Source organism: uncultured Campylobacter sp. (assembly GCF_938045595.1).
Lineage (GTDB): Bacteria > Campylobacterota > Campylobacteria > Campylobacterales > Campylobacteraceae > Campylobacter_B.
In genome coordinates this window covers 1-20109 of sequence record NZ_CALIBB010000314.1, presented here as the reverse complement: position 1 = coordinate 20109, position 20109 = coordinate 1, and the positions used below count along the sequence as shown (strand labels likewise).

Annotated in this window: 20 protein-coding genes, 1 tRNA gene and 1 pseudogene; 3 read left to right on the top strand and 19 right to left on the bottom strand. The window is 46.8% G+C overall.

The genetic code is table 11. The features are described 5' to 3' along the window. The 6 genes and pseudogenes from Q0340_RS12135 to rplU all read right to left on the bottom strand — a co-directional run. Positions 1 to 111, bottom strand: a pseudogene (locus Q0340_RS12135) (methionyl-tRNA formyltransferase); the annotation flags it as partial. A gap of 181 nt (positions 112 to 292) precedes the next feature. Beyond that, positions 293 to 436, bottom strand: coding sequence for an EF-hand domain-containing protein (locus Q0340_RS12385; protein ID WP_363317267.1), 144 nt, complete (start codon positions 434 to 436; stop codon positions 293 to 295). 4 nt (positions 437 to 440) lie between these two features. Then, entirely contained in the window at positions 441 to 635 is a 195-nt protein-coding gene (locus Q0340_RS12130; protein ID WP_298083520.1) for a hypothetical protein, read from the bottom strand. A gap of 126 nt (positions 636 to 761) precedes the next feature. Beyond that, complete coding sequence (gene obgE / locus Q0340_RS12125) at positions 762 to 1817, bottom strand: GTPase ObgE (protein ID WP_298083519.1); 1056 nt, start codon at positions 1815 to 1817, stop codon at positions 762 to 764. A gap of 109 nt (positions 1818 to 1926) precedes the next feature. Next, positions 1927 to 2184, bottom strand: a complete 258-nt coding sequence (gene rpmA / locus Q0340_RS12120; RefSeq protein ID WP_295151027.1) for a 50S ribosomal protein L27 — start codon at positions 2182 to 2184, stop codon at positions 1927 to 1929. A 10-nt stretch (positions 2185 to 2194) separates the two neighbouring features. After that, on the bottom strand, positions 2195 to 2503 hold the full coding sequence (gene rplU / locus Q0340_RS12115) for a 50S ribosomal protein L21 (protein WP_040303368.1): 309 nt from the start codon (positions 2501 to 2503) through the stop codon (positions 2195 to 2197). A 219-nt stretch (positions 2504 to 2722) separates the two neighbouring features. Here rplU and Q0340_RS12110 point away from each other — a divergent pair, with 219 nt between their 5' ends. After that, a complete protein-coding gene (locus tag Q0340_RS12110) occupies positions 2723 to 3151 on the top strand; it encodes a hypothetical protein (protein ID WP_298083518.1) in 429 nt (142 codons plus the stop codon). Between the two features lie 159 nt (positions 3152 to 3310). After that, positions 3311 to 3772, top strand: a complete 462-nt coding sequence (locus Q0340_RS12105; protein ID WP_298083517.1) for a DUF411 domain-containing protein — start codon at positions 3311 to 3313, stop codon at positions 3770 to 3772. A gap of 163 nt (positions 3773 to 3935) precedes the next feature. Here the strand turns inward: Q0340_RS12105 and Q0340_RS12100 are convergent. The 8 genes from Q0340_RS12100 to Q0340_RS12065 all read right to left on the bottom strand — a co-directional run bounded on the left by Q0340_RS12100 (position 3936) and on the right by Q0340_RS12065 (position 14888). Then, positions 3936 to 4009, bottom strand: a tRNA-Gln gene (locus Q0340_RS12100). A gap of 925 nt (positions 4010 to 4934) precedes the next feature. Next, complete coding sequence (locus Q0340_RS12095) at positions 4935 to 5993, bottom strand: HAD family hydrolase (protein ID WP_298083516.1); 1059 nt, start codon at positions 5991 to 5993, stop codon at positions 4935 to 4937. Positions 5994 to 6059: 66 nt separating this feature from the next. After that, the gene (locus Q0340_RS12090) at positions 6060 to 7079 is read right to left on the bottom strand and encodes an OmpA family protein (RefSeq protein ID WP_298083515.1); all 1020 of its coding nucleotides are present in this window, start codon (positions 7077 to 7079) and stop codon (positions 6060 to 6062) included. A gap of 99 nt (positions 7080 to 7178) precedes the next feature. Then, positions 7179 to 7568, bottom strand: coding sequence for a 30S ribosomal protein S9 (rpsI, locus tag Q0340_RS12085; RefSeq protein ID WP_005869670.1), 390 nt, complete (start codon positions 7566 to 7568; stop codon positions 7179 to 7181). A gap of 2 nt (positions 7569 to 7570) precedes the next feature. After that, positions 7571 to 7996 carry a 50S ribosomal protein L13 gene (rplM, locus tag Q0340_RS12080; protein WP_005869672.1) on the bottom strand — a complete coding sequence of 142 codons (426 nt, stop codon included), beginning with the start codon at positions 7994 to 7996 and terminating at the stop codon, positions 7571 to 7573. A gap of 115 nt (positions 7997 to 8111) precedes the next feature. After that, positions 8112 to 11030, bottom strand: a complete 2919-nt coding sequence (locus Q0340_RS12075; RefSeq protein ID WP_298083514.1) for a RecB-like helicase — start codon at positions 11028 to 11030, stop codon at positions 8112 to 8114. Next, a complete protein-coding gene (locus Q0340_RS12070) occupies positions 11017 to 13929 on the bottom strand; it encodes a PD-(D/E)XK nuclease family protein (RefSeq protein WP_298083513.1) in 2913 nt (970 codons plus the stop codon). The genes Q0340_RS12075 and Q0340_RS12070 overlap by 14 nt, the downstream gene beginning before the upstream one ends. 275 nt (positions 13930 to 14204) lie before the next feature. Continuing rightward, the gene (locus tag Q0340_RS12065) at positions 14205 to 14888 is read right to left on the bottom strand and encodes a response regulator transcription factor (RefSeq protein ID WP_177389441.1); all 684 of its coding nucleotides are present in this window, start codon (positions 14886 to 14888) and stop codon (positions 14205 to 14207) included. 127 nt (positions 14889 to 15015) lie between these two features. On the opposite strand from Q0340_RS12065, the gene Q0340_RS12060 reads away from it, so the two are divergent. Continuing rightward, positions 15016 to 15249: a hypothetical protein gene (locus Q0340_RS12060; RefSeq protein WP_298083512.1), complete on the top strand. Its 234-nt coding sequence runs from the start codon at positions 15016 to 15018 to the stop codon at positions 15247 to 15249. Positions 15250 to 15805: 556 nt separating this feature from the next. Here the strand turns inward: Q0340_RS12060 and carA are convergent. The 5 genes from carA to Q0340_RS12035 all read right to left on the bottom strand — a co-directional run. Beyond that, positions 15806 to 16924: a glutamine-hydrolyzing carbamoyl-phosphate synthase small subunit gene (gene carA, locus Q0340_RS12055; RefSeq protein WP_298083511.1), complete on the bottom strand. Its 1119-nt coding sequence runs from the start codon at positions 16922 to 16924 to the stop codon at positions 15806 to 15808. Then, entirely contained in the window at positions 16924 to 17475 is a 552-nt protein-coding gene (locus Q0340_RS12050) for a DUF507 family protein (RefSeq protein ID WP_295151044.1), read from the bottom strand. The genes carA and Q0340_RS12050 overlap by 1 nt, the downstream gene beginning before the upstream one ends. A 91-nt stretch (positions 17476 to 17566) precedes the next feature. After that, a complete protein-coding gene (locus Q0340_RS12045; RefSeq protein ID WP_298083510.1) occupies positions 17567 to 18817 on the bottom strand; it encodes an adenylosuccinate synthase in 1251 nt (416 codons plus the stop codon). Then, positions 18814 to 19677, bottom strand: a complete 864-nt coding sequence (locus Q0340_RS12040; RefSeq protein WP_298083509.1) for an ATP phosphoribosyltransferase regulatory subunit — start codon at positions 19675 to 19677, stop codon at positions 18814 to 18816. Before Q0340_RS12040 ends, Q0340_RS12045 begins: the two co-directional genes overlap by 4 nt. After that, positions 19674 to 20109, bottom strand: a 436-nt coding sequence (locus Q0340_RS12035; RefSeq protein ID WP_298083508.1) for a hypothetical protein, incomplete at its 5' end; no start/stop codon positions are given. The genes Q0340_RS12035 and Q0340_RS12040, both read right to left, overlap by 4 nt.

Genomic DNA, 20109 nt, shown 5'->3' with positions numbered 1-20109 from the left:
GACGGGCTTATCGGGCTGCGTAAAGACGGCCGCGATCTCAAATTTCGCCTCCGCAAGCGCGCGCAAAATTTTAGCCGCATACTCGGGCGTACCCATAAAAACTATATTCATTCTTTTCCTTTAAATTTAGCCAAATCACGGCGCGAGCGGTCATGCAGACGACGCGCAAAATAAAATTTTACGCAAACCGCGGAGCAAAACCAGTCCGCGCTCGCCCGCGCGAAGTAAAATTTATACGCATCACGCAAACCAAACCCCGCGCAAAAGGCCGCATTATTGCCGTTTTTCGCGCTTATTTGACGGCGGATTTATTTTTATCCTCGGATCCGTCTGTCCAAGGCCAAAAAGCGCACGGATCTTCGGACCAATAAATCTTTGCAGACGGTTTCGCCCCCAGCTCATCTAGGCTAATCTTGCCGTCATGATTAGCGTCCAACCTCTTAAATTCCGAGCCTGAGCGCAGATTTAGCTCTACTCTCAAGCCCGGACGGCACCTCGCTCACCGTCCAGTCCTGCAAGCTCAGCGCGCCGCCACGATCCTTGTCGTTAAAGTCCATAAAATTCGGCACCGGATCGGCGGGATCGCAACCGTATACGCCGAAGCATAAAAATACTAGAATAAAAATTTTATTCATTTCGCCTTCTTAAATTTTATCTTTTTGCGACGTTTGTGAGCGATAAATATAAAATTTACCCGCATATACGGGCACGCTTGAAGCTCGCGTTTGGCAAAGCCCCTTGCGGCGCGGCTTTAGCACAATCTACAGCTCCTTTTTAAGTAGCTCAAGCAGGTTAAATTTTAGCTCGTTTATATTTTGTCCCGTCGCCGAGGAAATCGGCATCACAAAAAACGGCTTGGCAGCGTCAAACTCATAAATGCCTTGCTTAAATTTCATCTCCTCCGCCGTGCCCGCGAGTCCCAAATGCGACAAAAACGCGTCAAATTTTTCCTGCAAATTTTCAGCTGCGTCCGCGCGAGTTAGAGCGATCGCGTAATCTCTTTTTGCAAGCTCGCCGGAAAACTTCGCCGTCTCGGTCCTCAGCGTGTCAAACTGCTCCTCAAGGCTGCGGTAGTTCGCAAGATCGAGCATAAAAAGCAAAATTTTAGTGCGCTCGACGTGTTTTAAAAACTGCACGCCAAGCCCGCGCCCTTCGCTTGCGCCCTCGATGATGCCCGGGATATCGGCCATGACAAAGCCGCTGTATTCGTCAACCTCCACAAGCCCTAGCTTTGGCGTAAGCGTGGTAAACTCGTAGTTTGCGATCTGGGGTTTGGCGTTTGAGACAGTCGAGATTAGCGTGCTTTTACCGACGTTTGGAAAGCCCACGAGCCCCACGTCGGCGATGAGTTTTAGCTCTAGTCTTACCTCGCGCATCTGCCCCTCTAAGCCTTTTTGCGCGTATTCGGGGGCTTGATTGATCGAGCTTTTAAAATGCACGTTGCCAAGCCCACCTTTGCCGCCTTTTAAAAACAGTTTGGTTTCGCCGTCGTTTAGCATATCAAGCACCAGCTCGCCGCTATCCTCGTTGTAAATGCTGGTGCCCGGAGGCACGATGAGATAGAGATCCTCGCCGCTTTTGCCAGTCTTTTTGCGACCCTCGCCGGGCGCGCCGTTTTGCGCTTTAAACTCCCGCTTGCCCTTGTAGGATGAGAGAGTGTGGGAGTTTTTATCGACCCTAAAATACACGTCGCCGCCGTCGCCGCCGTCGCCGCCGTCGGGACCGCCTGAGATGACGAATTTTTCGCGGCGGAAGCTGACGCAGCCCGCGCCGCCGTCGCCTGATTTGACGCTAAGCTTTACGCTGTCTATGAACATAGCTATCCTTAAATTTAAAACGGCAATTATAGCCAAATGAGTTGAAGATAATTTTTAAACGGATGAAATTTAAAAGAGGGGCTTGCGCCCCCGAAGATTTTAGCGATGTTTACGCGGCTGGATAAACCGATACTTTTTTGCGGTTTTTGTCTTTTCGCTCAAATTTTACGACGCCGTCGATCAGCGCGAAAATCGTGTGATCGCTACCCATGCCTACGTTGCTGCCCGGATGCGTCGCAGTGCCGCGCTGGCGGATGATGATGTTGCCCGCGCGAACGAACTCGCCGCCGAATTTTTTGACGCCCAAGCGACGCCCGATACTATCTCTATTATTTTGGGTTGAGCCTTGACCTTTTTTGTGTGCCATTTCCTATCCTTTATGCGTTAATCGAAACGACTTTGACGCGGGTGTATTGGCGTCTGAAGCCGCGTTTTACTTTTGAATCTTTACGTCTGCGTTTTTTGAAGATAACGACTTTTTTATCCTTGCCTTCGCAAACGACTTCCAAAACCACCTTGGCACCCTTTACAAACGGTGCTCCTACCTTTAACTCGCCGTCGTTTAGCGCTAAAACTTCGCTAAGTTCGAGCTTTGCTTTCGGCTCAGCATTAAAATGGTCTAAATTTAGGTAGTTGCCCTCTTCGACCTTATACTGCTTGCCGCCGTGTTTGATGATAGCATACATCAAAAATCCTTTAAAATTTGGTAGCCAAAAAGGCATTTGCCGTGCAAAATTTAAAAGCCCGTTTGGTATGAAACTTTGAATATTATCCGAAATTTTATAAATTCCTACTGAAACGCCTCGCAAAATTCCTACGAAATTTCAAATTTAAAGGGCTCGGATTTATTTTAAACTAAAGATAAATGTGCTACTATCGCAACGAAATTTTTGAAGGAGAATTTTATGAGAAATTTAATAGCTGCGCTCGTAGCAGCGGTATTTTTTATCGGTTGTTCCAACTGGAATATATCCAACGAACCAAGCGGAGTACGCAATCAAACAAAATCCCAAAGCAGCAAAACAAATATCGGCGGCGTAAATGATAAAGTCCAAGAGGTTTCCACCGCAGGCACCACCGATATGGTCGAAACGACCTTTCCCGACAGCACAGGTATGACTAATGCGCCGAAAGACCGCAGCGATGCATTTCATATCAATCAAGTAATTTCTGCATGGAATAAACAGCCAGACTCCATCAAAACAACCGAAGACAATGGCAACATCTACACCTGGAAAAACTATAAGCCAGGCTGCGACGTATCACTTACCAGCGACTCGGAAGGCTACGTATCAAAATCCGCTATCAAATCAGCACTCTCTCAGTGCCTATAACCAATTTATCCGCGACGCCGAAATTTTAAAATTTCGTAAAATTTCGGCTTACGAGCGGGTACTGCTTCACCAAATCTAATCTTAAAATCCTACGGTTCACTCTTAAAAATTTACTATTCGTATTGTATAATCGAGGACTTTTAATCACTGGAGTAAAATATGAAGAAAATTTTATTTGCAGGTGCGCTTTTAGCGGCATTAGGTAGCTATGCGGCGGCGGGCGAACACATCAAGGTCTATCACGGCGAGAGCTGCGGCTGTTGTCACAACTGGGCAAAATATATGGAGCAAAATGGCTTTGAAGTCGAGATGATTTCGCTGGCTGACGAGCCGCTTATCCAGAAGAAGAATGAGCTCAAACTTCCGCTGGAGCTCGCTAGCTGCCACACCGCGATCATAGACGGATATGTAGTCGAAGGGCATATGCCAGCAAGCGAGATCCGCACGCTACTAAAAAATAAACCTAAAGACGTCATCGGCATAGCAGTACCTGGCATGCCGCTAGAAGCGCCAGGTATGGAGCAAGGCTCTCAGCCCGAGGTCTATGATGTGGTAGCGTTTAAAAAAGACGGCTCATATCAAAGCATTGCCACTTACAAAGGCAAAGAAAAAATCAAATAATCCGCCGCTTTAAAGCGGCAAACTTACTTATTAGCTCGCTAAAATTTGCCTATTTTATGGCTCGACGCAATTTATTTTAGCCGGCGAATGCTGCCACTATATGCAAAAATGACACGCAAATTAATTTCAAAAACTAGCATGATAAAGGAAATTAAAATTCGGATGGATGGGCTAATAGGGGTCGAACCTATATTCACAAATCCAGAGTTTGTTGTCCTGCCATTAGACGATAGCCCATTGCGGAAGCGGTATTTTATAGAATTTTGCTTTAAAAAAGCATAAGAGCGGGCGGAATTTTAAAATTTCGTAAAATTTTAGATCAAATTTAAAGCCCTGCTGCGCCGAAACGATAAAATTCAAACGCAAAAGCTAACGCTGCTTTAATCGGCTCCGATAAAAGAATATGGCTACTCGCCGCGGAGCTAAATTTTAAAATTTGGCTAGTTTATCCTATATTTACGCCTTTGCGAGCTTATTTATTCCGGGATGAAATTTTGACAAATAAGCCTACCACAAAACATATACTATTTAATACTTGCCAAGTGAACGAAGCTTTAAAATAAGTGTCAAATAGACTTGCGGCAAGGTTGCGCAATTAAGGCCCGCCAAATACTCGCCGCAAGCGGAACATAGAATTTATCGCGATTAAGTTGGGTTTAACTAAAATCAAAGCCAAAATTTGAGCGCGAAACTTGCATAAAATTTCTTGCAAAAGCCGTTCACAAGCTCAAAAGACATTGCAAAATTGCGTAAAATTTGGCTACGGCAAGATTTTCCAGTACATTGTGTTAATACAAACCGAAAGTGAATAGAACACAATTACTCGAAGTAGCAAAATTTTCCCATACGCTGTTAATACCGAACATTAAACGAATCAGATCAGGTACTATGGACAAAGTGAAATATTCCCGTACATTGTTAGTTCAGCACAGGCTATTTGCTAGACCAGAGCAGAAATATGCGAAATCTAACTTCGCGTATCGTTTGAACACCTAGAAAGCGTCTTGCTCCCCAGCTAAATAGCACGAGCAAATTCATATCACGCGCTGTTTAAAACGCAAAATTCATTGGAATTTCAAATTTTAAATTTCGGGCACGGGTTCGCTTATAAGTATTTGCAAAAATAGCGCATCGAAGCTAGAAAAATTTCGCTCCGTCGCGCCTAAAATTTCGATGAAATTCCGCGTATCAGCTCAACCGCCTCTTTTGCGTCCGCGCATACGAACTCGAAATGCGCCCGTAGCTCCGAGGCACTGCCGTAACCGCAGCTTACGCCCACGCTTCGCACCGCTGCCGACTTTGCCGAGATGGCGTCAAGCGACGTATCACCGATCATAAAGATATTTTGGCTAACAGAAGACAGGATTTCGTTGCTGCAAATTTTGTCATAGCAAGGAGTGGAATTTAGCTCATGCGCATCATAAATTTTACTGCCGCGCGCACCGCTTTTATAGCTCTCGCCCTCGATGCCGATACCGCTCTTTTGGCTCTTATCGCCAGCCTCATGTCTATCGCTCTTTACTTCGCTTAAATTTTTAAACGAAATTCTATCAGAATTTTGACTCGCGATGCTGCTTAAATTTTGCTCGTAAACTTTGCTAGGATCAGGATCAAGCGCAGGAAGGCTCTTTAAATCAGGCGCCGAAATTTCACTCAAAATCGTGTTCCTGCCAGCAGCGCTTGTGTTTTCATTGGCAGTCGCGTCGTAAGTTTTACCGCGAGTCACATGCGGGCTTTTGCTAGCGGTCGCGCCGCAAATTCCTAAATTTTCGAGCGCCTTTAAGATCGGTTCGGCGCTTGGTTTGGGATTTTTCACATCCTCTCGTCCGACGATGGTGCCGAAAAATTCCGCGATACCCAGATGCTGCAATAAAATTTTAGAAAATTTCGACGTCTTGGTCGTCACGACGCCTAAATTTGCAAACTCGCTCGCCGTGCGAACCGCCTCGAACGCACCGCTTAGCAGAACGGTCTGATCCAAAAAAGTCTGCGCGTATCGCTGTTTGTAAGCGAGCACGAAATTCTGCACATCGCGCGTCACACCTAGACGCTCAAACATTACCTCTAACGGATGTCCGATAAGCTTTTTAATCGCTCCGTCGCTAGGCTCTGCAGCGCCCAAATGCGCAAACGCGTAGTGAAAGCCCTCCAGTATAGCGGACGTGGAGTATATGAGTGTACCATCGAGATCAAAAAGCAGAGTGGTTTGGAATTTTGGCATTTTAAAATTTAATTTGGATATAAAAAAAGCGGAGCCGAAGCTCCGCTCATATGGATCTAGAAAAGATTATTTTCTAAATTTAGCATCAACGCGTCTATTTTGAGCGCGGCCTGCTTTAGTAGCGTTTGTAGCGATAGGCTTAGTCTCACCGTATCCTACAGTGGTGATTCTGCTAGCATCTACGCCGAAGCTCTTAAGCGCACCTCCAACTGCAGCAGCTCTGCGCTCAGAAAGCTTTTGATTATATGCATTCGAACCGGTGCTATCGGTGTGACCCTCTAGAATTACTTTGTAATCAGGGTGAGCCACTAGCACGTCGCTTACGTTTTTGATCTGGTTCATAAACTCAGGAGAAATTTTTGAGCTATCTGTAGCGAAATTTACGGCCAAATTTAATCTAATAACTTTCTCGCAGCCATATTCATCAACAACTACGTCAGCAGGTGTGCCTGGGCATCTATCAACATTATCGCATACGCCGTCGTTATCTGCGTCTTTGCAACCTGCAGGAGCCGGAGCAACTGGAGCTGCATCAGCATATCTCTTGCCAAAATCAACTGCAAAGCCTAGAGTATAGAACAATACGTGGTTGCCGTCGTCAAATCTGATAGCATCACGTGCTTCAAGTTTTGTAGCGAAATTGTCGGTAATGTAGTATTTTAGACCCAAGCCGTATTGACCGAAGCCGCTATCTTGATCGCCATCGTTGTAAACGTCTTTAGTGTAATCCATATATCCAAGACCTAGCAAGCCGTATAATTTGAAATTATCGGTGAAATTTACCAAATCTTTTACAGCATTGATGTGATAGTATTTAGCATCAGGCTTGTCGTTGCCTACTCTGTGAGCTAAATCCTCTACGCCAATATTGCGAGAGTAATCAAAACCAACCTCTACTTGATCGATAAACGAATCTTGTAGATTTTTGGCAAGACGTAGACCGAACATAAAATTCGAATCCAAATCCATATTGCCCTCATGAGTCATTCCGCCAATAGTAGGGGTGATCTCCCAGTGATAATCAGCATCGCTAGCGAACAATGCGCCGGATGCACACAAGCTTAATGCAAGTAGAACTTTCTTCATTAAACATCCTTTCAAATAAAGTTATAATTCGATATTACCATAAAATTTTTAAAGAATTTACAAATTTGCGACAATTTCGCCACAAATTTGTAAAAAACATTATCTCTTAGAGAACTGCGGGCTTCTGCGCGCTTTGCGGCGACCGAATTTCTTTCGCTCGACCACGCGACTATCGCGAGTTAGCAGACCTTTCGGCTTAAGAGCCGCTCTAAAATCTTTGTCCATCGCGGCAAGCGCTTTTGAAATTCCGTGCTTTAGCGCATCTGCTTGAGCCGAATATCCGCCGCCTAAAGTCTGCGCGGTGATATCCATCGAAGTCTCTTGCTTAGTCGCCAAAAGCGGCTGAACAACCCTTAGTTTGATCGCTTCGTGACCGCCTAGCCAAGTGTTTAGATCCATACCGTTTACTACGATCTTGCCGCTTCCAGGTTTTACCCAAACCTTAGCTACGGCAGTTTTTCTCTTTCCGGTTGCATAAATTGTCGCCATGATTATTTTCCTTTTTTAGTTGTTTGCGCAGTATGAGGGTGCTCGCCGCCTTCATATACGAATAGCTTTTTGATCATCGCCTTGCCGAGCTTCGTCTTAGGAAGCATACCGCGAACCGCAAGTCTGTAGAGCTTTGCGGGATTGTTTTTAAGCAGGTCTTGGAATTTCACGCTCTTTACGCTTCCGAAATAGCCCGAGTAGCTGTGATAAAGTTTGTCGTCGCCTTTGTTATTGCCGGTAAATACGGCTTTTGAAGCGTTGATGATAACGACGTAGTCTCCGCAATCCACGTTTGGAGTATAGCTTGGTTTGTGTTTGCCGCGTAGCAATACCGCAACTTCGGTAAGCATTCTACCGAATCTTTTGTCGGTCGCGTCGATAACGACCCAGTCGCGCTTAACTTCGCTAGGCTTTGTAATTTCTGTCATGGTTTCCGCCTTATTAAAATTTGAGCTGTGATTATATAGAAATATCCTTACGTATAGCTTAATTTAAGCTATCTTTAATCTATCTGCGCTCAAATTTCATCTAAGCTTTAAAATTTTATCCCTCCCCATTCACTTCGATCAGCCTAGCGCCCGCAGCTTCCAGCACCAGCACGAAGGCACGCACCCGCGCATTCGGATAAAACCCGCGGATCACGCTTTTATACCGCGCCACTTGAGCTTTGTTTTGCGCGAGGTATTTTTCGGAGCTTTTGTAGTCAAAAAGCAAAATTTCATCCTGCCCAAAGCACGCCAGATCCACGCGCAAAAGATCACCCTCCGCGCTTTTGATCGGCATCTCTTTATAAGCCCAAGCGCCCTTTATCAGAGCTAAAAATTCCTCGTTTTTACTTAGTCCTAGCGCCCGCGCCGCGATATTTTCAAAATCCGCGTCATTTAAAAATTTAGCGTAGCGACCTCTTGCCAGGCTTACTCCTCGCAAAATTTCATCCGCCGCAAATCCTTCGCTCATCTCCAGAGCATAGTGCAGCGCCTCGCCGAAATATATCGCGCTTAGCGCCTCCGCTTCGCCGCCGCCCACTTTTTCTTGCGCACTTTGAGGCTCGCCCGCTACAAGCGCGATCTTTTTGCGCGGCGGCTGCTCTTCTGATTTTACGGAGCTTGGGATTACGTAGCCGTATTGAAAATCCGGGATATCCAGCCACTCCACGACGCCCGCACCCTTGGTCTTTTTAGCGTAAGGCGAAAAAAAGCTATAATTGTATTGATCTATTTTTGCCTCGGAGCGTTTTACGATGATGAGCGAGCGTTCGGCGCGGGTAAATGCCACATAGAGCTTATTTATATCCTCTTCGTGTGCAGAGCGATCGTTTTCATCCATTAGCACCGCAAATTCCGCATCCAAGCTCTTTCTGCTCGCAAATTTATAAAAAATTCTCCACTTATGCGTGGCGAAATCATAGTCCGTCGCGAGCTTTGAGCTCTCGCCCCGGTCTTTTCCTCCGATGCGGTCGCATACGATTACGTGTGGGAACTGAAGCCCCTTGGACTTATGCACGGTCATAATTTTAATGCCGCTTTGTTCCTTGGCAAATACCTCCGTTTCGTCGTTTGCAAACAGATACTCGCTAAAACTATTAAATTTTGCCAGCGTCTCAAAAAACAGCAGTAGATCTGGATCGACAAAATTTAATTTCAGCGCGCTAGCGATAAATTCTGCCGTTTTTTGCGCGTTTTTATGCAGATCGACCGCTATCTTTTTAAGCCGCCTACCCAAAATCGCTTCGGCGTTTCGCAGATAAATTTCATCGCCACCTACGCAAAATTTCGCATATTGAATTACGGCATTTACCTGCTCGCTGCAACGCAGAGCCTTATTTGAGCCGCTGCAAACCTCGCAGAATTCTGATAGCATCTCTTTTAGCGCGCTTACATGCTCGTTTTTCCAGCATAAAATCGCGATATCATCAGCTCTTACGCCGCACTCCTCAACAAGTCTGCGCGCTTGCTCCGTAGCCCCCTTTAGCACGTCGTCGTATGAAAACGCTGCTACGTAGCCGTAATCGTCGCTTTGCACCTCAAATAGCGGCATTTGCGGATGAGAAAGAGGATAGTCCTTGATTTTTTGCAGCACCGAAGCGGGCAGATCGCTATCTAGCTTATTTGCTGCGATTTGATCTTCATAAGACGCAAATTTATCGCGCAAGATCTCATTTACAAATTTTACGATGAGTTTTAAGCTGCGATAATTGCGCGGCAGACTCTGCGTTTTGATTTGGCTAAACTGCTCGCGTAAAATATCAAAAATTTTTCTCTCTGCGCCGCGAAATTTATAGATGCTCTGTTTTTTATCGCCTACGTAAAAAAAGCTGCCGCAGCGCTCTTCCGCCCCTTTGCCAGCAAGCGCCTCAGAGATTAGCGGCAGCATAATTTCATACTGGCAAATGTCGGTATCTTGGAATTCGTCAATTAAAATATGCGTGATTTTAGAATCGAGCCTGAAATACAAAAGCTCGCGATTGCCCTGCAACGCCTCTGCGCTTGGATTTAGCAGCGAGTGCACGGCTGCGGTGACATCGCCGAACGTGAGCTTGCCGCTTTTGCGCTGCACCGATTTAAGCGCTTCGGCATAAATTTTAATTAGTCCTGCCAGCTTAGCCGCATATGTCGCATCCATCCACGCTATTTCGCGAGCTATGGCGTCTTTTAGCCTTGCTAGCTCGCCGTCAAGATGCGAAATTTTTTTAAGCTGCGAGCGCGGATAATCGAAACTGCCGTTGGCAAGAGCCGAAAGAATGAAGCCCGAAGATAATTTTGACAAATCGCTAACGGGGCTTAGCCCATTTACGGCTCCAGCGCTTACGCCCGCATCTCTCGCCGCTTTTTGCAAGTGAGATAAAATTTCATTTATCTCTGCTAGCGCGGAGCTTGCGGGAAGCGTGGGCGGATTTATGCTTATATCGCCTCTCCAAATGCTTTGTAAGCTATTTAAAAACTCACTCTTTGTCATTCCTGAGTCGCTTACATAATCCACGACCTCTCTTAGTAGCGCTTCGTTTTTACAAATCGCGCCTAAAAACGCCGCCTGCTGCACGCCTAGTATGCTTTCGTCGTTTTCAAAGCTCGGATCGATGCCGCTGTTTAGCGCAAACGAGCGCAGAGCTTTTGCAAAAAACGCATCGAAGGTAAAAATATTTAAACTTTCGCTTAAAAATTTTGGGCTCAGCCGCTCTTGAGCTGCCAAAACCTCATCCACGCTTAGTCCCAAATCAGCGCAAATTTGCTCCAGCTCGGCGCTAGGCTTTAACGAACCATCCTGCAAAAGCAGCAAATTTTGAAATTTCTCCACGATACGCGTTTTCATCTCGGCGGCCGCTTTTTTAGTAAAGGTAAGCGCTAAAATTTCGTTGATCGGCTCGCCCTTTAGCACCAGCTCGATGAACCTGACCGCAAGATTGAAGGTCTTGCCGCTGCCCGCGCTTGCTTCAAGCGCCAGATAATTTTCAAATTTTGCCATCGATCTGCCCCTTGCAAATGATTTTATAATCGCAATATTCACAGCTTTGCACCGCCTCCGTGCGCGTAAAAGCGACCTCGCTTGCAAATTCCTTGCCGATAGAGCTTAGCGTCTCGCGTAGATTTTCTAAGCTAGGCGTTTTGTCGCCAGGAGCCGCAAACGCGCAATCTTTTAGCGATAGATAGGCGCATTCGCACTCCTGAGCCAAAAGCGCGCGATAAAACGTAAGCTGGAATTTTTCCATATGTTTTTTAGCTGAACCACGTTTGTAATCGATGATAAACTTCCGCCCTGCCTTATCTTCGTCGATGCGGTCGATCCGCCCGCTCAGCCGCACCCCGTCAAGCTCGCCTTTTAGCGATACTTCACTACCGCTAAAGCTCCAAATTTGCTCATGCTCTTCTAAAAGCCTAGCTAGCTTTTCTACCGATTTTAGCTCAAGCTCCGCATCAAAGCGCGCGATGCCCGCTTCTCGCGCAAGCTGCGAATAAATAGAGCGAAATTTTTCCATACTAAATTTCATCCCCGCTCGCTCGTATAAACGCTGAAAACTCGTATGTAAAATTTTGCCTAAAAGCGCATTGTCCTCGCCAAATTTTAGCCCCTCCCTCAGCCCGAAAACGTAGCGGTAATAATACTTCCTCTTGCATTCCAAAAACGTATCCAGCCGCGAAAACGACAGCTCCTCGGCAAAAAAATCATGGCGAGCCACGGGATCTTCTTGTCCGCATAAGGCGGGCTTAAATTCCTCTCTCCCAAAAAGCCGCAAATAATCCTCCTGCGAAAATTCCGCGTCTTGTTGCACTTCAAAGCTTTTCAAAAACCGCGAAGGCAATTTCTCGACGCTTTGCAAATAGCAAATCGCGCTTTTTTTAGCGCCTCTTAGCAAGCCGTCGTAGTAAAATCTTTGTAAATTTTCGCGGTCTGCGTGGCTGATGAGCCCTGCTCTAGCGCGCAAAGCGGAGTTTAAAAACATCTCTCCGCTACTGCGCCTTGGCACCAGATCATCGTTAAAATCTGGGATTATCACGCCGTCAAATTGTAGCCCGCGGCTCTCTAAAAGCCCCATTACCGTGACCTTTCCGCCACGAACATCATCGAGCTTAATGCGCGAAATTTCTAACAAAAAAAGATCGATCAGATTGCCCAAGCTTAAGTTTTCGTCCTTAAATTTTCGAAGTAAAATTTTAATTAGATATAGCGGCTCTTTTAGCTTTTCTTGCAGCAGCGCGTCGCTAATTTTAGGTAAACAGGCAAGCTTTACAATTAGCGCCTCGAAATGTTCGAAGCTTACTTGCTTTGCAAAATCGCGCGCGAACTCGCCAAAAAGCGCCTCATCCACTCCCACACTCGCAAAAAACAGATCAAGCTCCTGTGGGTTTGGGCGCTGCGGATACTCATCTGCGTCCTCGCGCATTTTAGAGTGCCTAAAACGATCGCGCTGCTCAGGGCTTTTTGAATACCCATCTTCTTCCTCAAGCTCTATATGCTCCCGCTGCATAGAGTCTCGTAGGCTCCCTTGCTGCTTCCTTGAAGGCTCCTGCCGTTTTGCACTAACCGAATAATCGCGCTGCTGCGCACACTCCAAAGGCTCTTGCAACTCCGCAAAATCCAAAGAAAAGCTTTGCCCGTGCGAGCCATCCGTGCGTTCCGCCGAAATTTCGCGCAGAATTTCAAAATTTTCCGTATTTTCAAACTCTCGCGCAGATATAAAATTTAAATCCATTTTAGAATTTGAAAAAATTTCGCAATCCAGCTCGGAATTTTGCTGTGCGAAATTTTGCGAAATAGAATTCTCCGAAGCGAAATTCCCTAGCGCTAAATTTTGCTGTACCGCGGAATCCTCCGCATTCAAAAATCCTCCATCCGGACTTTTGAATGCGTGGTAATCTACGCCAAATTTCGGCATGCGCGCTTCTTTTAAGCACTGCGAAATTTTCTCTAGCGTTACGTAAAATAGGCTATCTTTAAGCTTCTCACCCATCGCGAAATTTAGCATGCGGTGCGAGCCACGAGCCCTTGCGATGCGCTCGTCGTAAAGCCGCAGTGTGCCGGCAAAGCTCTCGTCGGGCAAAATCACCGCGATGCGCTCCGGCGCAATGCCCGCGCGCACAAAGGATGAAATTTTTTCAAAAACATAGCTCGCCTGCAAGCTTCGCAGCTCAAAGCCTCTACACACAACCGCTCCGCCCACGCCTAGCGGCTCTCGGCTTAGAATTTCACCCGTACCAAGATTTACGCGGTATGCAAAACCTGGCTCTAGGCTTATGCCGCAAAGCTCCTTCACCGCGCGCACGGGCTTGGAATTTAAAGTCGTGACTCTAAAGCTCAGTACGACCTCGCTCAGCTCCGCAGCGCGCTTAAAAATCTCGAACTCAAATGCGCTGGGATTGCCGTCGATGTTGATTTCTATCCGCTCAAATCCGCACAGATAGGATTCGTTTAGTTCATAAAGCGCGGGCAGCGTGATCTCGTCGTAAAATCCATGCTCACGCAAAATCCTTGCATACGCCCCCGCTAGCTCTCGCAGAATTTCAAAATGCTCGGCATACCACGCATAGGTGTCGCTAAGATCGAGCGCATCGATACTTACGCGCTCCGTCGCAAGCTCCTTGAAAAAGCCGAAAAGATACTCGCGGTTGCGCATAAACTCGTAAAGCTCGTTAGGGAATTTAAGCCTCTCGCCTGCGCGCTTGCTCTCGTTTACCGCCTGCTTCATAAAAAGCGCGCGGTCTATCTCGCCGCAAGCGACAAGATCCGGCACAAAAAGCGCCTTTTCGTATAATTCCGCCAACGTAATCCTGGGCGCCAACACGCCGCCGCTCTCGTTTTGCAGCGCCGCGCGTAGCGCACGCGAGCTAGTGTAGACAAAGAGATTTTTAGAGGGCAAATTTTTCAAAACAAATCCTTTAGAGCGATTCGCAGAACGCGGAATTTTGCGATATTTTAGCAAGAAATTTTTAGTTTGGGCTTTTAAGCAAAGAAGTTTTTGAAAAGCTTGAGAGGCTAAATTTTATCAAGTCAAATTTAGTAAGTTGGACGAGCATAAAATTTTAATCTGTGGCGCTTTGAGCGCGGAATTCTACCTCGCTCCGCATTAATTGCGGCATATTTAAACGCAAAATTTTACGAGTGGATTCCGTAAATTACAAAGCGGCAAAAACGCGATCAAATTTAAGCAGGCTCAAGCTCGATCTTGTATCCCAGGCTCGGGACGTTTTTTATGATTTCACCACCCACTTTATCGCGGATACGCTTGACGAAGGTGCGAAGCGCCGTATCGCTCACGGCTCCTTCGGTCCAAACATAACGCTTGATCTCCTCGTAAAGCACCAGCTCGCCCACGCGACTGGCTAGCAGCGAGACAAAAGAAAGCTCCTTTTTAGTAAGCACGATCTGCTCGCCATCCTTCAGCAAAATACGACGAAGTCCGTCAAATACGTAGCCTGCGCCCATATTTACGACTCGTACAGAGTCCAGCTTAGACTTCATCAGCGCACTTATCTCTAGCACAAATGCGGCGATATCTACCGGCTTAAAGTAATACCGCTCGACGCCAATCTCCATAACGCCTTTTAGCTGCTCCTCCCTACTGAAGCCGCTAAGCACCACGATAGGAGCATGCGGAAAGATCTGCTTGATCTGGCGTATCATCTCAAGCCCATCCTCGATCGGCATTAAAATATCGGTAATGACGAGATTAGGACTAAATTTTTTGAATTTTTTTACACCTTCAAGCCCGTTTTGGGCATTGTAAACGTTGTTAAAAATACCCTCAAACGCCTTATGCAGCGAGGCTAGTAATTTAGTATCATCCTCGACTAGCAAGACGTCCAGCTCTTTTAAAGCGCAGCTCATAGCAGACCCCTCAAGGCGAAATTTCAGACGAAATTCTTTCAAATTTTCTCTTTTATTGAGCTTAAAATAATGTTAAGTTAAAAATTTAATTTCATAAAGTAACACAACTCTTATTTTAGGTGCAAATATGGGCGGGATTAAAAAAACAAGCGTGAGTAAAAATTGCAGCATAGGAATAGAGCAAAAATTTAAAGTGACGCGAGCTAAATCTTATTGGTGCGAAAAAGATTTAAGAGCGGCTGAAAGTAAAATTGCAAAGCAAACGCAGGTAAAATTTCACTACGCGGCGGAGCGGAATTTTATTTTAGGCAAATGGCTTTTAGAGGGAAATGAAACAGCGCTGATAAGATTTGAAGGGTAGGTATAGTTTACCAAAAAACTAGGCATAGCTGGCAAAACCGCATCAATAAGGCTTTAACGAGCGGGCGACGTTAGATAAAATTTTACGGGCGACAGGGCAGCTTACTAGCGCAACTTTTGACGGCAACAAAACGGTTCGTCAAATTTAAAGAGCTTGAAGCCATGCTAAATATACCGCAGGATCTGTTTTGAAAGGGCTAAGTGCATTAAGCCAACTTTCAAATTTAAAACGCATGAAATTTAGCTGCGCGCACACTTAGAAGCTACGTGAACGCATAATCGAACGAATAAAAAGCATGCGGCGCGCAGCCGGTTTAAATTTAAAATCACGACTAGCACAGATCGCTTCATCCAAAAATCGCTTAATTCAAAATCGCCGCGACAATCCTAAGTCTGCAAAAGTGCGCTTTGCGTACCGCTCCAGCCTGCAATTATCCAGGCTGCGACGGGTTTTAAATTTACGACGCAAAGACTGCGTTAAAATTTAAAGCTTGCCGCAAATTTAAAATTTTACCGCGCGATCGCGGTAAAATTTCATGCAGGCAAAATTTCAAAAATCATAAAATTTCAAGAAATTCTTTAAAGATATATTTGCTCTCAGTAGGCCCTGCGCTAGCTTCGGGGTGGTGCTGCACCGAAAATACGGGATACTCCCTGTAGCGAACCCCCTCGATCGTGCCGTCGAAAAGATTGCGATGCGTGATCTCGCAGATCTGCGCAATCGTTTCTGGGACGTTGTAATTGTGGTTTTGCGCGGTGATCTCGATCGATTTGGTGCGCAGGTTTTGCACGGGGTGGTTTGCGCCGTGCTGGCCGAATTTCAGCTTGTAAGTCTCATATCCCATCGCGTTGCTTAGCAGCTGATGACCCAGGCAAATTCCGAAAATCGGCACGCGCGCTTCGACCATCTTTTTGATCTGCGCGATCTCCTCTTTAAGCATACGAGGCTCGCCCGGGCCGTTTGATAAAAATACGCCGTCAATCTGCCCATCTTTAAATTTAGCGATCAAGCTCTCCGCTTTAATGTCGTGTGGGAAAACCTCGACGCCGAGCCCCAGATCGCAAAGTTCGTTGAGGATATTTCGCTTGACGCCGTAATCGATCACGGCTATCTTTTTGCCGCAGCTTGCGGGCTGGGCGTAGCTTCCGCGCTCAGCGTTCCAGCGACCCGATGTGTGCTTGTACGGCGCCTTCGTGCTTACGATGCTTACGTAGTTGATCTCCTCTATGCGCGCAGACTCGCTAAGCGCCTTTTTAAGAGCCGCCTTATCGCTGATCTGCGTCGAGACGAAAGCGCGCAGGCTGCCCTCGTCGCGCAGCATTTTGGTTAAAAATCTAGTGTCGATGTCGTAAACGCCGAATTTCCCGTTTTGAAGAAAATAATCCTCCAAGCTCATCTGTGAGCGGAAATTTGAAGGCTCGTTGTTAAAATTTCTTACGAAAATTCCGCTGGCATGGATTTTGGAGCTTTCCTTGTCGTTTTCGTTGATGCCTACGATGCCGATCTCGGGCATCGTAAAGATGATGAACTGCCCCGCGTAGCTGGGATCGGAGATGATCTCTTCGTAGCCCGTGGCGGAGGTGTTAAACACGAGCTCGCCGAATGCGCTACCGCCCTTGCCGAACGCCTTGGCTTGCAGGTAGATGCCGTTTTCTATGTAGATATACGCGTTCATTATAGCATGCCTCGTTTTCTTAGCTCCTCTTCGTAGAGCTTTTCAAACACAAGCTCGTATTCTTCGGTACCTGGGATCAATTTTTGCTTGTAGCCCTCGATCTTTTCATATACCGCATCCTCAATCTTTTGATAATTTTTAAGATATTCGTCGATCGCGTTATAAATTATCGTCTTTAGCCTATTTTCCGAGACTTTGTAATCGATCAAATTTTTCTTCCAAACGGTTTCTAAAATTTTATGCGATATGGTGCCGTAGCGATCCTCAAAATTTAGCTCGAAATTCTCGTCGTTTGCGATGTGACGCTTGATGAGCCAAAACATATCTTTTTTATTCACGCTCATCTCGTCAAGCTCGCTTATGCGCTCATCTATCAGCTCGTTTGCGCGCTCGTCTATCGCTCTTTCTTTTTGCAGATCGGCCCTTATGATTTCGTCCGCTTCCTTGGCGACGGGCTCTATGCCCGCACTAAGCGTAACGCAGCCCGAGTTTAGCAGATCCAGCGCTATTTTATGCGCGATATATGGCACGTGTGGTAGTCGTATTCGCATTATCGTTCCTTTAAATTCAGTTCTATGAGCGGTCGCGCCGCCCGCGTTTGCAAACGGCGGAATTTTAAAATTCTTAAAATTCCGCCCGATTTTATAAAATTATCGTGTCGCTTCTTTCGGGACTTGTGGAGATGAAGCCCACCTTCGCGCCGCTTAGCTCCTCTATTTTGCGGATATAATTTTGCGCGTTTTGCGGCAGATCTTCAAATTTTGAAATTCCCTTTACGCTGTCCCAGCCCGGCATCTGCTCATAAACCGGCTCGACAGCTTCCAAATCGATCGGGAAATAATCGATCTCCTCACCCTTGTAGCGATACGCGCGGCAAATTTTAATGCTCTCAAAGCCGTCTAAGACGTCAAGCTTCATCAGCGCGAGCTTGTCGATGCCGCTAAGGCGCACGGCGTATTTAGTAGCCACTCCGTCGAACCAACCGCAGCGACGCGCCCTGCCCGTCGTGGTGCCGTACTCTTTGCCGATCTCGCGCATCGCCTCGCCTTGCGGGCCCTTATCCTCGGTAGGAAACGCGCCGTTGCCCACGCGGGTGGTGTAGGCTTTTAAAATTCCCATCACCGTGCCGATATCTTTCGGCGCGAGCCCGAGCCCGCTGCAAGCCCCGCCCGCGATAGTCGTCGAGCTCGTGACGTAAGGATAGGTGCCGTGATCGATATCAAGCAGGCTTCCTTGCGCGCCCTCTACGAGTACGCGCTTGTCGTAATCAAGTGCCTTCCACAGCATATGCGTGGTATCGGCGATGTATGGCTCGAGCGCGCTTTTATAGCGCTTTAGCTCCTCGTAAATTTCAAGCTTGCTAGGAATTTTAACCCCCGCTTTTTCAAAAACGCTCTCATGCGAGGCAAAATCGCGCGATAGCGCCTCGGCAAGCCTTTCAGGCTCTAAAAGCTCCGCCACGCGGTGCCCCGTGCGCGCGATCTTATCGGCATACGCAGGCCCTATGCCCTTGCCGGTAGTGCCGATCGCAAGCTCGCCCTTGCTCTTTTCGCGCGCCTGATCGATCAGCGAGTGGTACTGTAAATTTAAAAACGCCTTCTCGCTTATAAAAAATCTGCCCTTTAAATTTTCAAACTGCGCCATCTCGGTAATCAGCACGTCGGGGTTGATCACGACGCCGTTTCCGATGATGTTGATGATATTTTTATGAAGCACGCCGCTAGGCACTAGATGCAGCGCAAATTTCTCGCCGTTTATGACGATGGTGTGCCCTGCGTTGTGTCCGCCGCTGCTGCGACATACGAAATCGTAATTCGCGCTTATCATATCTACAATCTTGCCCTTGCCCTCATCGCCCCACTGGGCGCCGATGACTACGTCAACTTTACTCATTTCTCATCCTTTTGCATAATTTTTTCTATCAAAGCATCCACTAGCAGCGCAAAGCCGCTGGATTTTAGCCCGTCTATTTCGTAATTTCCGCCGTTGCAATACACCGCGCCCGCGTCTAAAAATCTAAAAAATAGCGCGTCGTAGTAGCGCATTTTAGAGTAATACAGCAGCGAAACGCAGATACGCTCGTAATCCACACCTAGGCTTAAAATTTCATCTAGGCACGGCACGAGCTCCTCAGGCACCTGCGTGCGCAGAGCCTGCACGTCCTTTAGCGACGTAGCGCGAGCCGTAGCATCCAGCCAAGGCAAATTTTGCTCAAGCAGCGTCTCAATCTTGCCCTTTTCAAAAATTTCAAGCGGCAGGTTTAAAATTTCGCAAATTTTTTTAGGAATTTCGATATTGCTTAGCTGAAGCGCGGGCACAAGATCAAATTCTTTAAAAAATTCCTGCGCGATTTTAATCGCAAGCGGCAAATTTTTCTCCCCGATCAGCTCCGCGCCGATCTGATAAAACTCGTCGCTTGGGTATTTGAAGGTCGGCTGCACGTAAAATAGCCGCCTTAGCTTATCGTCTTTCAGCCGCTTGCGCACGATACGCACGACATCCACGGTACTGTCTGCGCGAAGCGCAAGCTCGTGGTTTGTGGGATCGGAGAGCTTAAGAAGCTTATGCGGCGCGACGCTTAGGTGCTGATGATATGAAAAATATGGCGTTAAAATTTCGCTAAAGCCGTTTTTTACGAGGATTTCGCTCGCCTTATTTTCCAGCTCGCGCTTAAGCTGCGCGCTCTTTCCGAAATACAGCCTCGAGCCGTTTGGTATCTCGTGATCGAAATCGGCGCTAACGCTATCTATCATGCTGCCTCCAAATCGCTTATAAACTGATCCAGCCGCGCCCTAAAGCCCGAGATGAAGCTTGCTAAAACGCGATAATCAAGCGAAAGAATATCTAAAATTTGCTTACGTATTTCTGTATTTAGCGCAAATTTCTCGCTGCCCGCGCTTTGAGTTTTGTTTAAAATTTCGCCGAATTTTGCTCTAAAGCCTTCAAACTCTCCCGGGCTAAGCTCGCCCGTTTGACTACGCGCGATGAAGTTTAGCGCCAAATCCTTATAATCAAGCGCGTTTAAAAAGCTGATAAACTCATCTTTGTCGATGGCTGCGAGCTTGGGCGTATCTTTAAATCGCGCGATGAAAGCGCCTATCTCCCTGCGATCCAGCGCTTTTGCGATAAAATTTCCCTGCAGATAGTTAAATTTCAAATTGTTTAAAAGCCGCAGCGATAGCGCG

Bases quoted from the DNA above. Each gene is read 5' to 3' on its own strand.
- Q0340_RS12130 (WP_298083520.1), bottom strand. From the start codon at position 635: ATGAATAAAATTTTTATTCTAGTATTTTTATGCTTCGGCGTATACGGT.
- obgE (WP_298083519.1), bottom strand. From the start codon at position 1,817: ATGTTCATAGACAGCGTAAAGCTTAGCGTCAAATCAGGCGACGGCGGC.
- rpmA (WP_295151027.1), bottom strand. From the start codon at position 2,184: ATGGCACACAAAAAAGGTCAAGGCTCAACCCAAAATAATAGAGATAGT.
- rplU (WP_040303368.1), bottom strand. From the start codon at position 2,503: ATGTATGCTATCATCAAACACGGCGGCAAGCAGTATAAGGTCGAAGAG.
- Q0340_RS12110 (WP_298083518.1), top strand. From the start codon at position 2,723: ATGAGAAATTTAATAGCTGCGCTCGTAGCAGCGGTATTTTTTATCGGT.
- Q0340_RS12105 (WP_298083517.1), top strand. From the start codon at position 3,311: ATGAAGAAAATTTTATTTGCAGGTGCGCTTTTAGCGGCATTAGGTAGC.
- Q0340_RS12095 (WP_298083516.1), bottom strand. From the start codon at position 5,993: ATGCCAAAATTCCAAACCACTCTGCTTTTTGATCTCGATGGTACACTC.
- Q0340_RS12090 (WP_298083515.1), bottom strand. From the start codon at position 7,079: ATGAAGAAAGTTCTACTTGCATTAAGCTTGTGTGCATCCGGCGCATTG.
- rpsI (WP_005869670.1), bottom strand. From the start codon at position 7,568: ATGGCGACAATTTATGCAACCGGAAAGAGAAAAACTGCCGTAGCTAAG.
- rplM (WP_005869672.1), bottom strand. From the start codon at position 7,996: ATGACAGAAATTACAAAGCCTAGCGAAGTTAAGCGCGACTGGGTCGTT.
- Q0340_RS12075 (WP_298083514.1), bottom strand. From the start codon at position 11,030: ATGGCAAAATTTGAAAATTATCTGGCGCTTGAAGCAAGCGCGGGCAGC.
- Q0340_RS12065 (WP_177389441.1), bottom strand. From the start codon at position 14,888: ATGAGCTGCGCTTTAAAAGAGCTGGACGTCTTGCTAGTCGAGGATGAT.
- Q0340_RS12060 (WP_298083512.1), top strand. From the start codon at position 15,016: ATGGGCGGGATTAAAAAAACAAGCGTGAGTAAAAATTGCAGCATAGGA.
- carA (WP_298083511.1), bottom strand. From the start codon at position 16,924: ATGAACGCGTATATCTACATAGAAAACGGCATCTACCTGCAAGCCAAG.
- Q0340_RS12050 (WP_295151044.1), bottom strand. From the start codon at position 17,475: ATGCGAATACGACTACCACACGTGCCATATATCGCGCATAAAATAGCG.
- Q0340_RS12045 (WP_298083510.1), bottom strand. From the start codon at position 18,817: ATGAGTAAAGTTGACGTAGTCATCGGCGCCCAGTGGGGCGATGAGGGC.
- Q0340_RS12040 (WP_298083509.1), bottom strand. From the start codon at position 19,677: ATGATAGATAGCGTTAGCGCCGATTTCGATCACGAGATACCAAACGGC.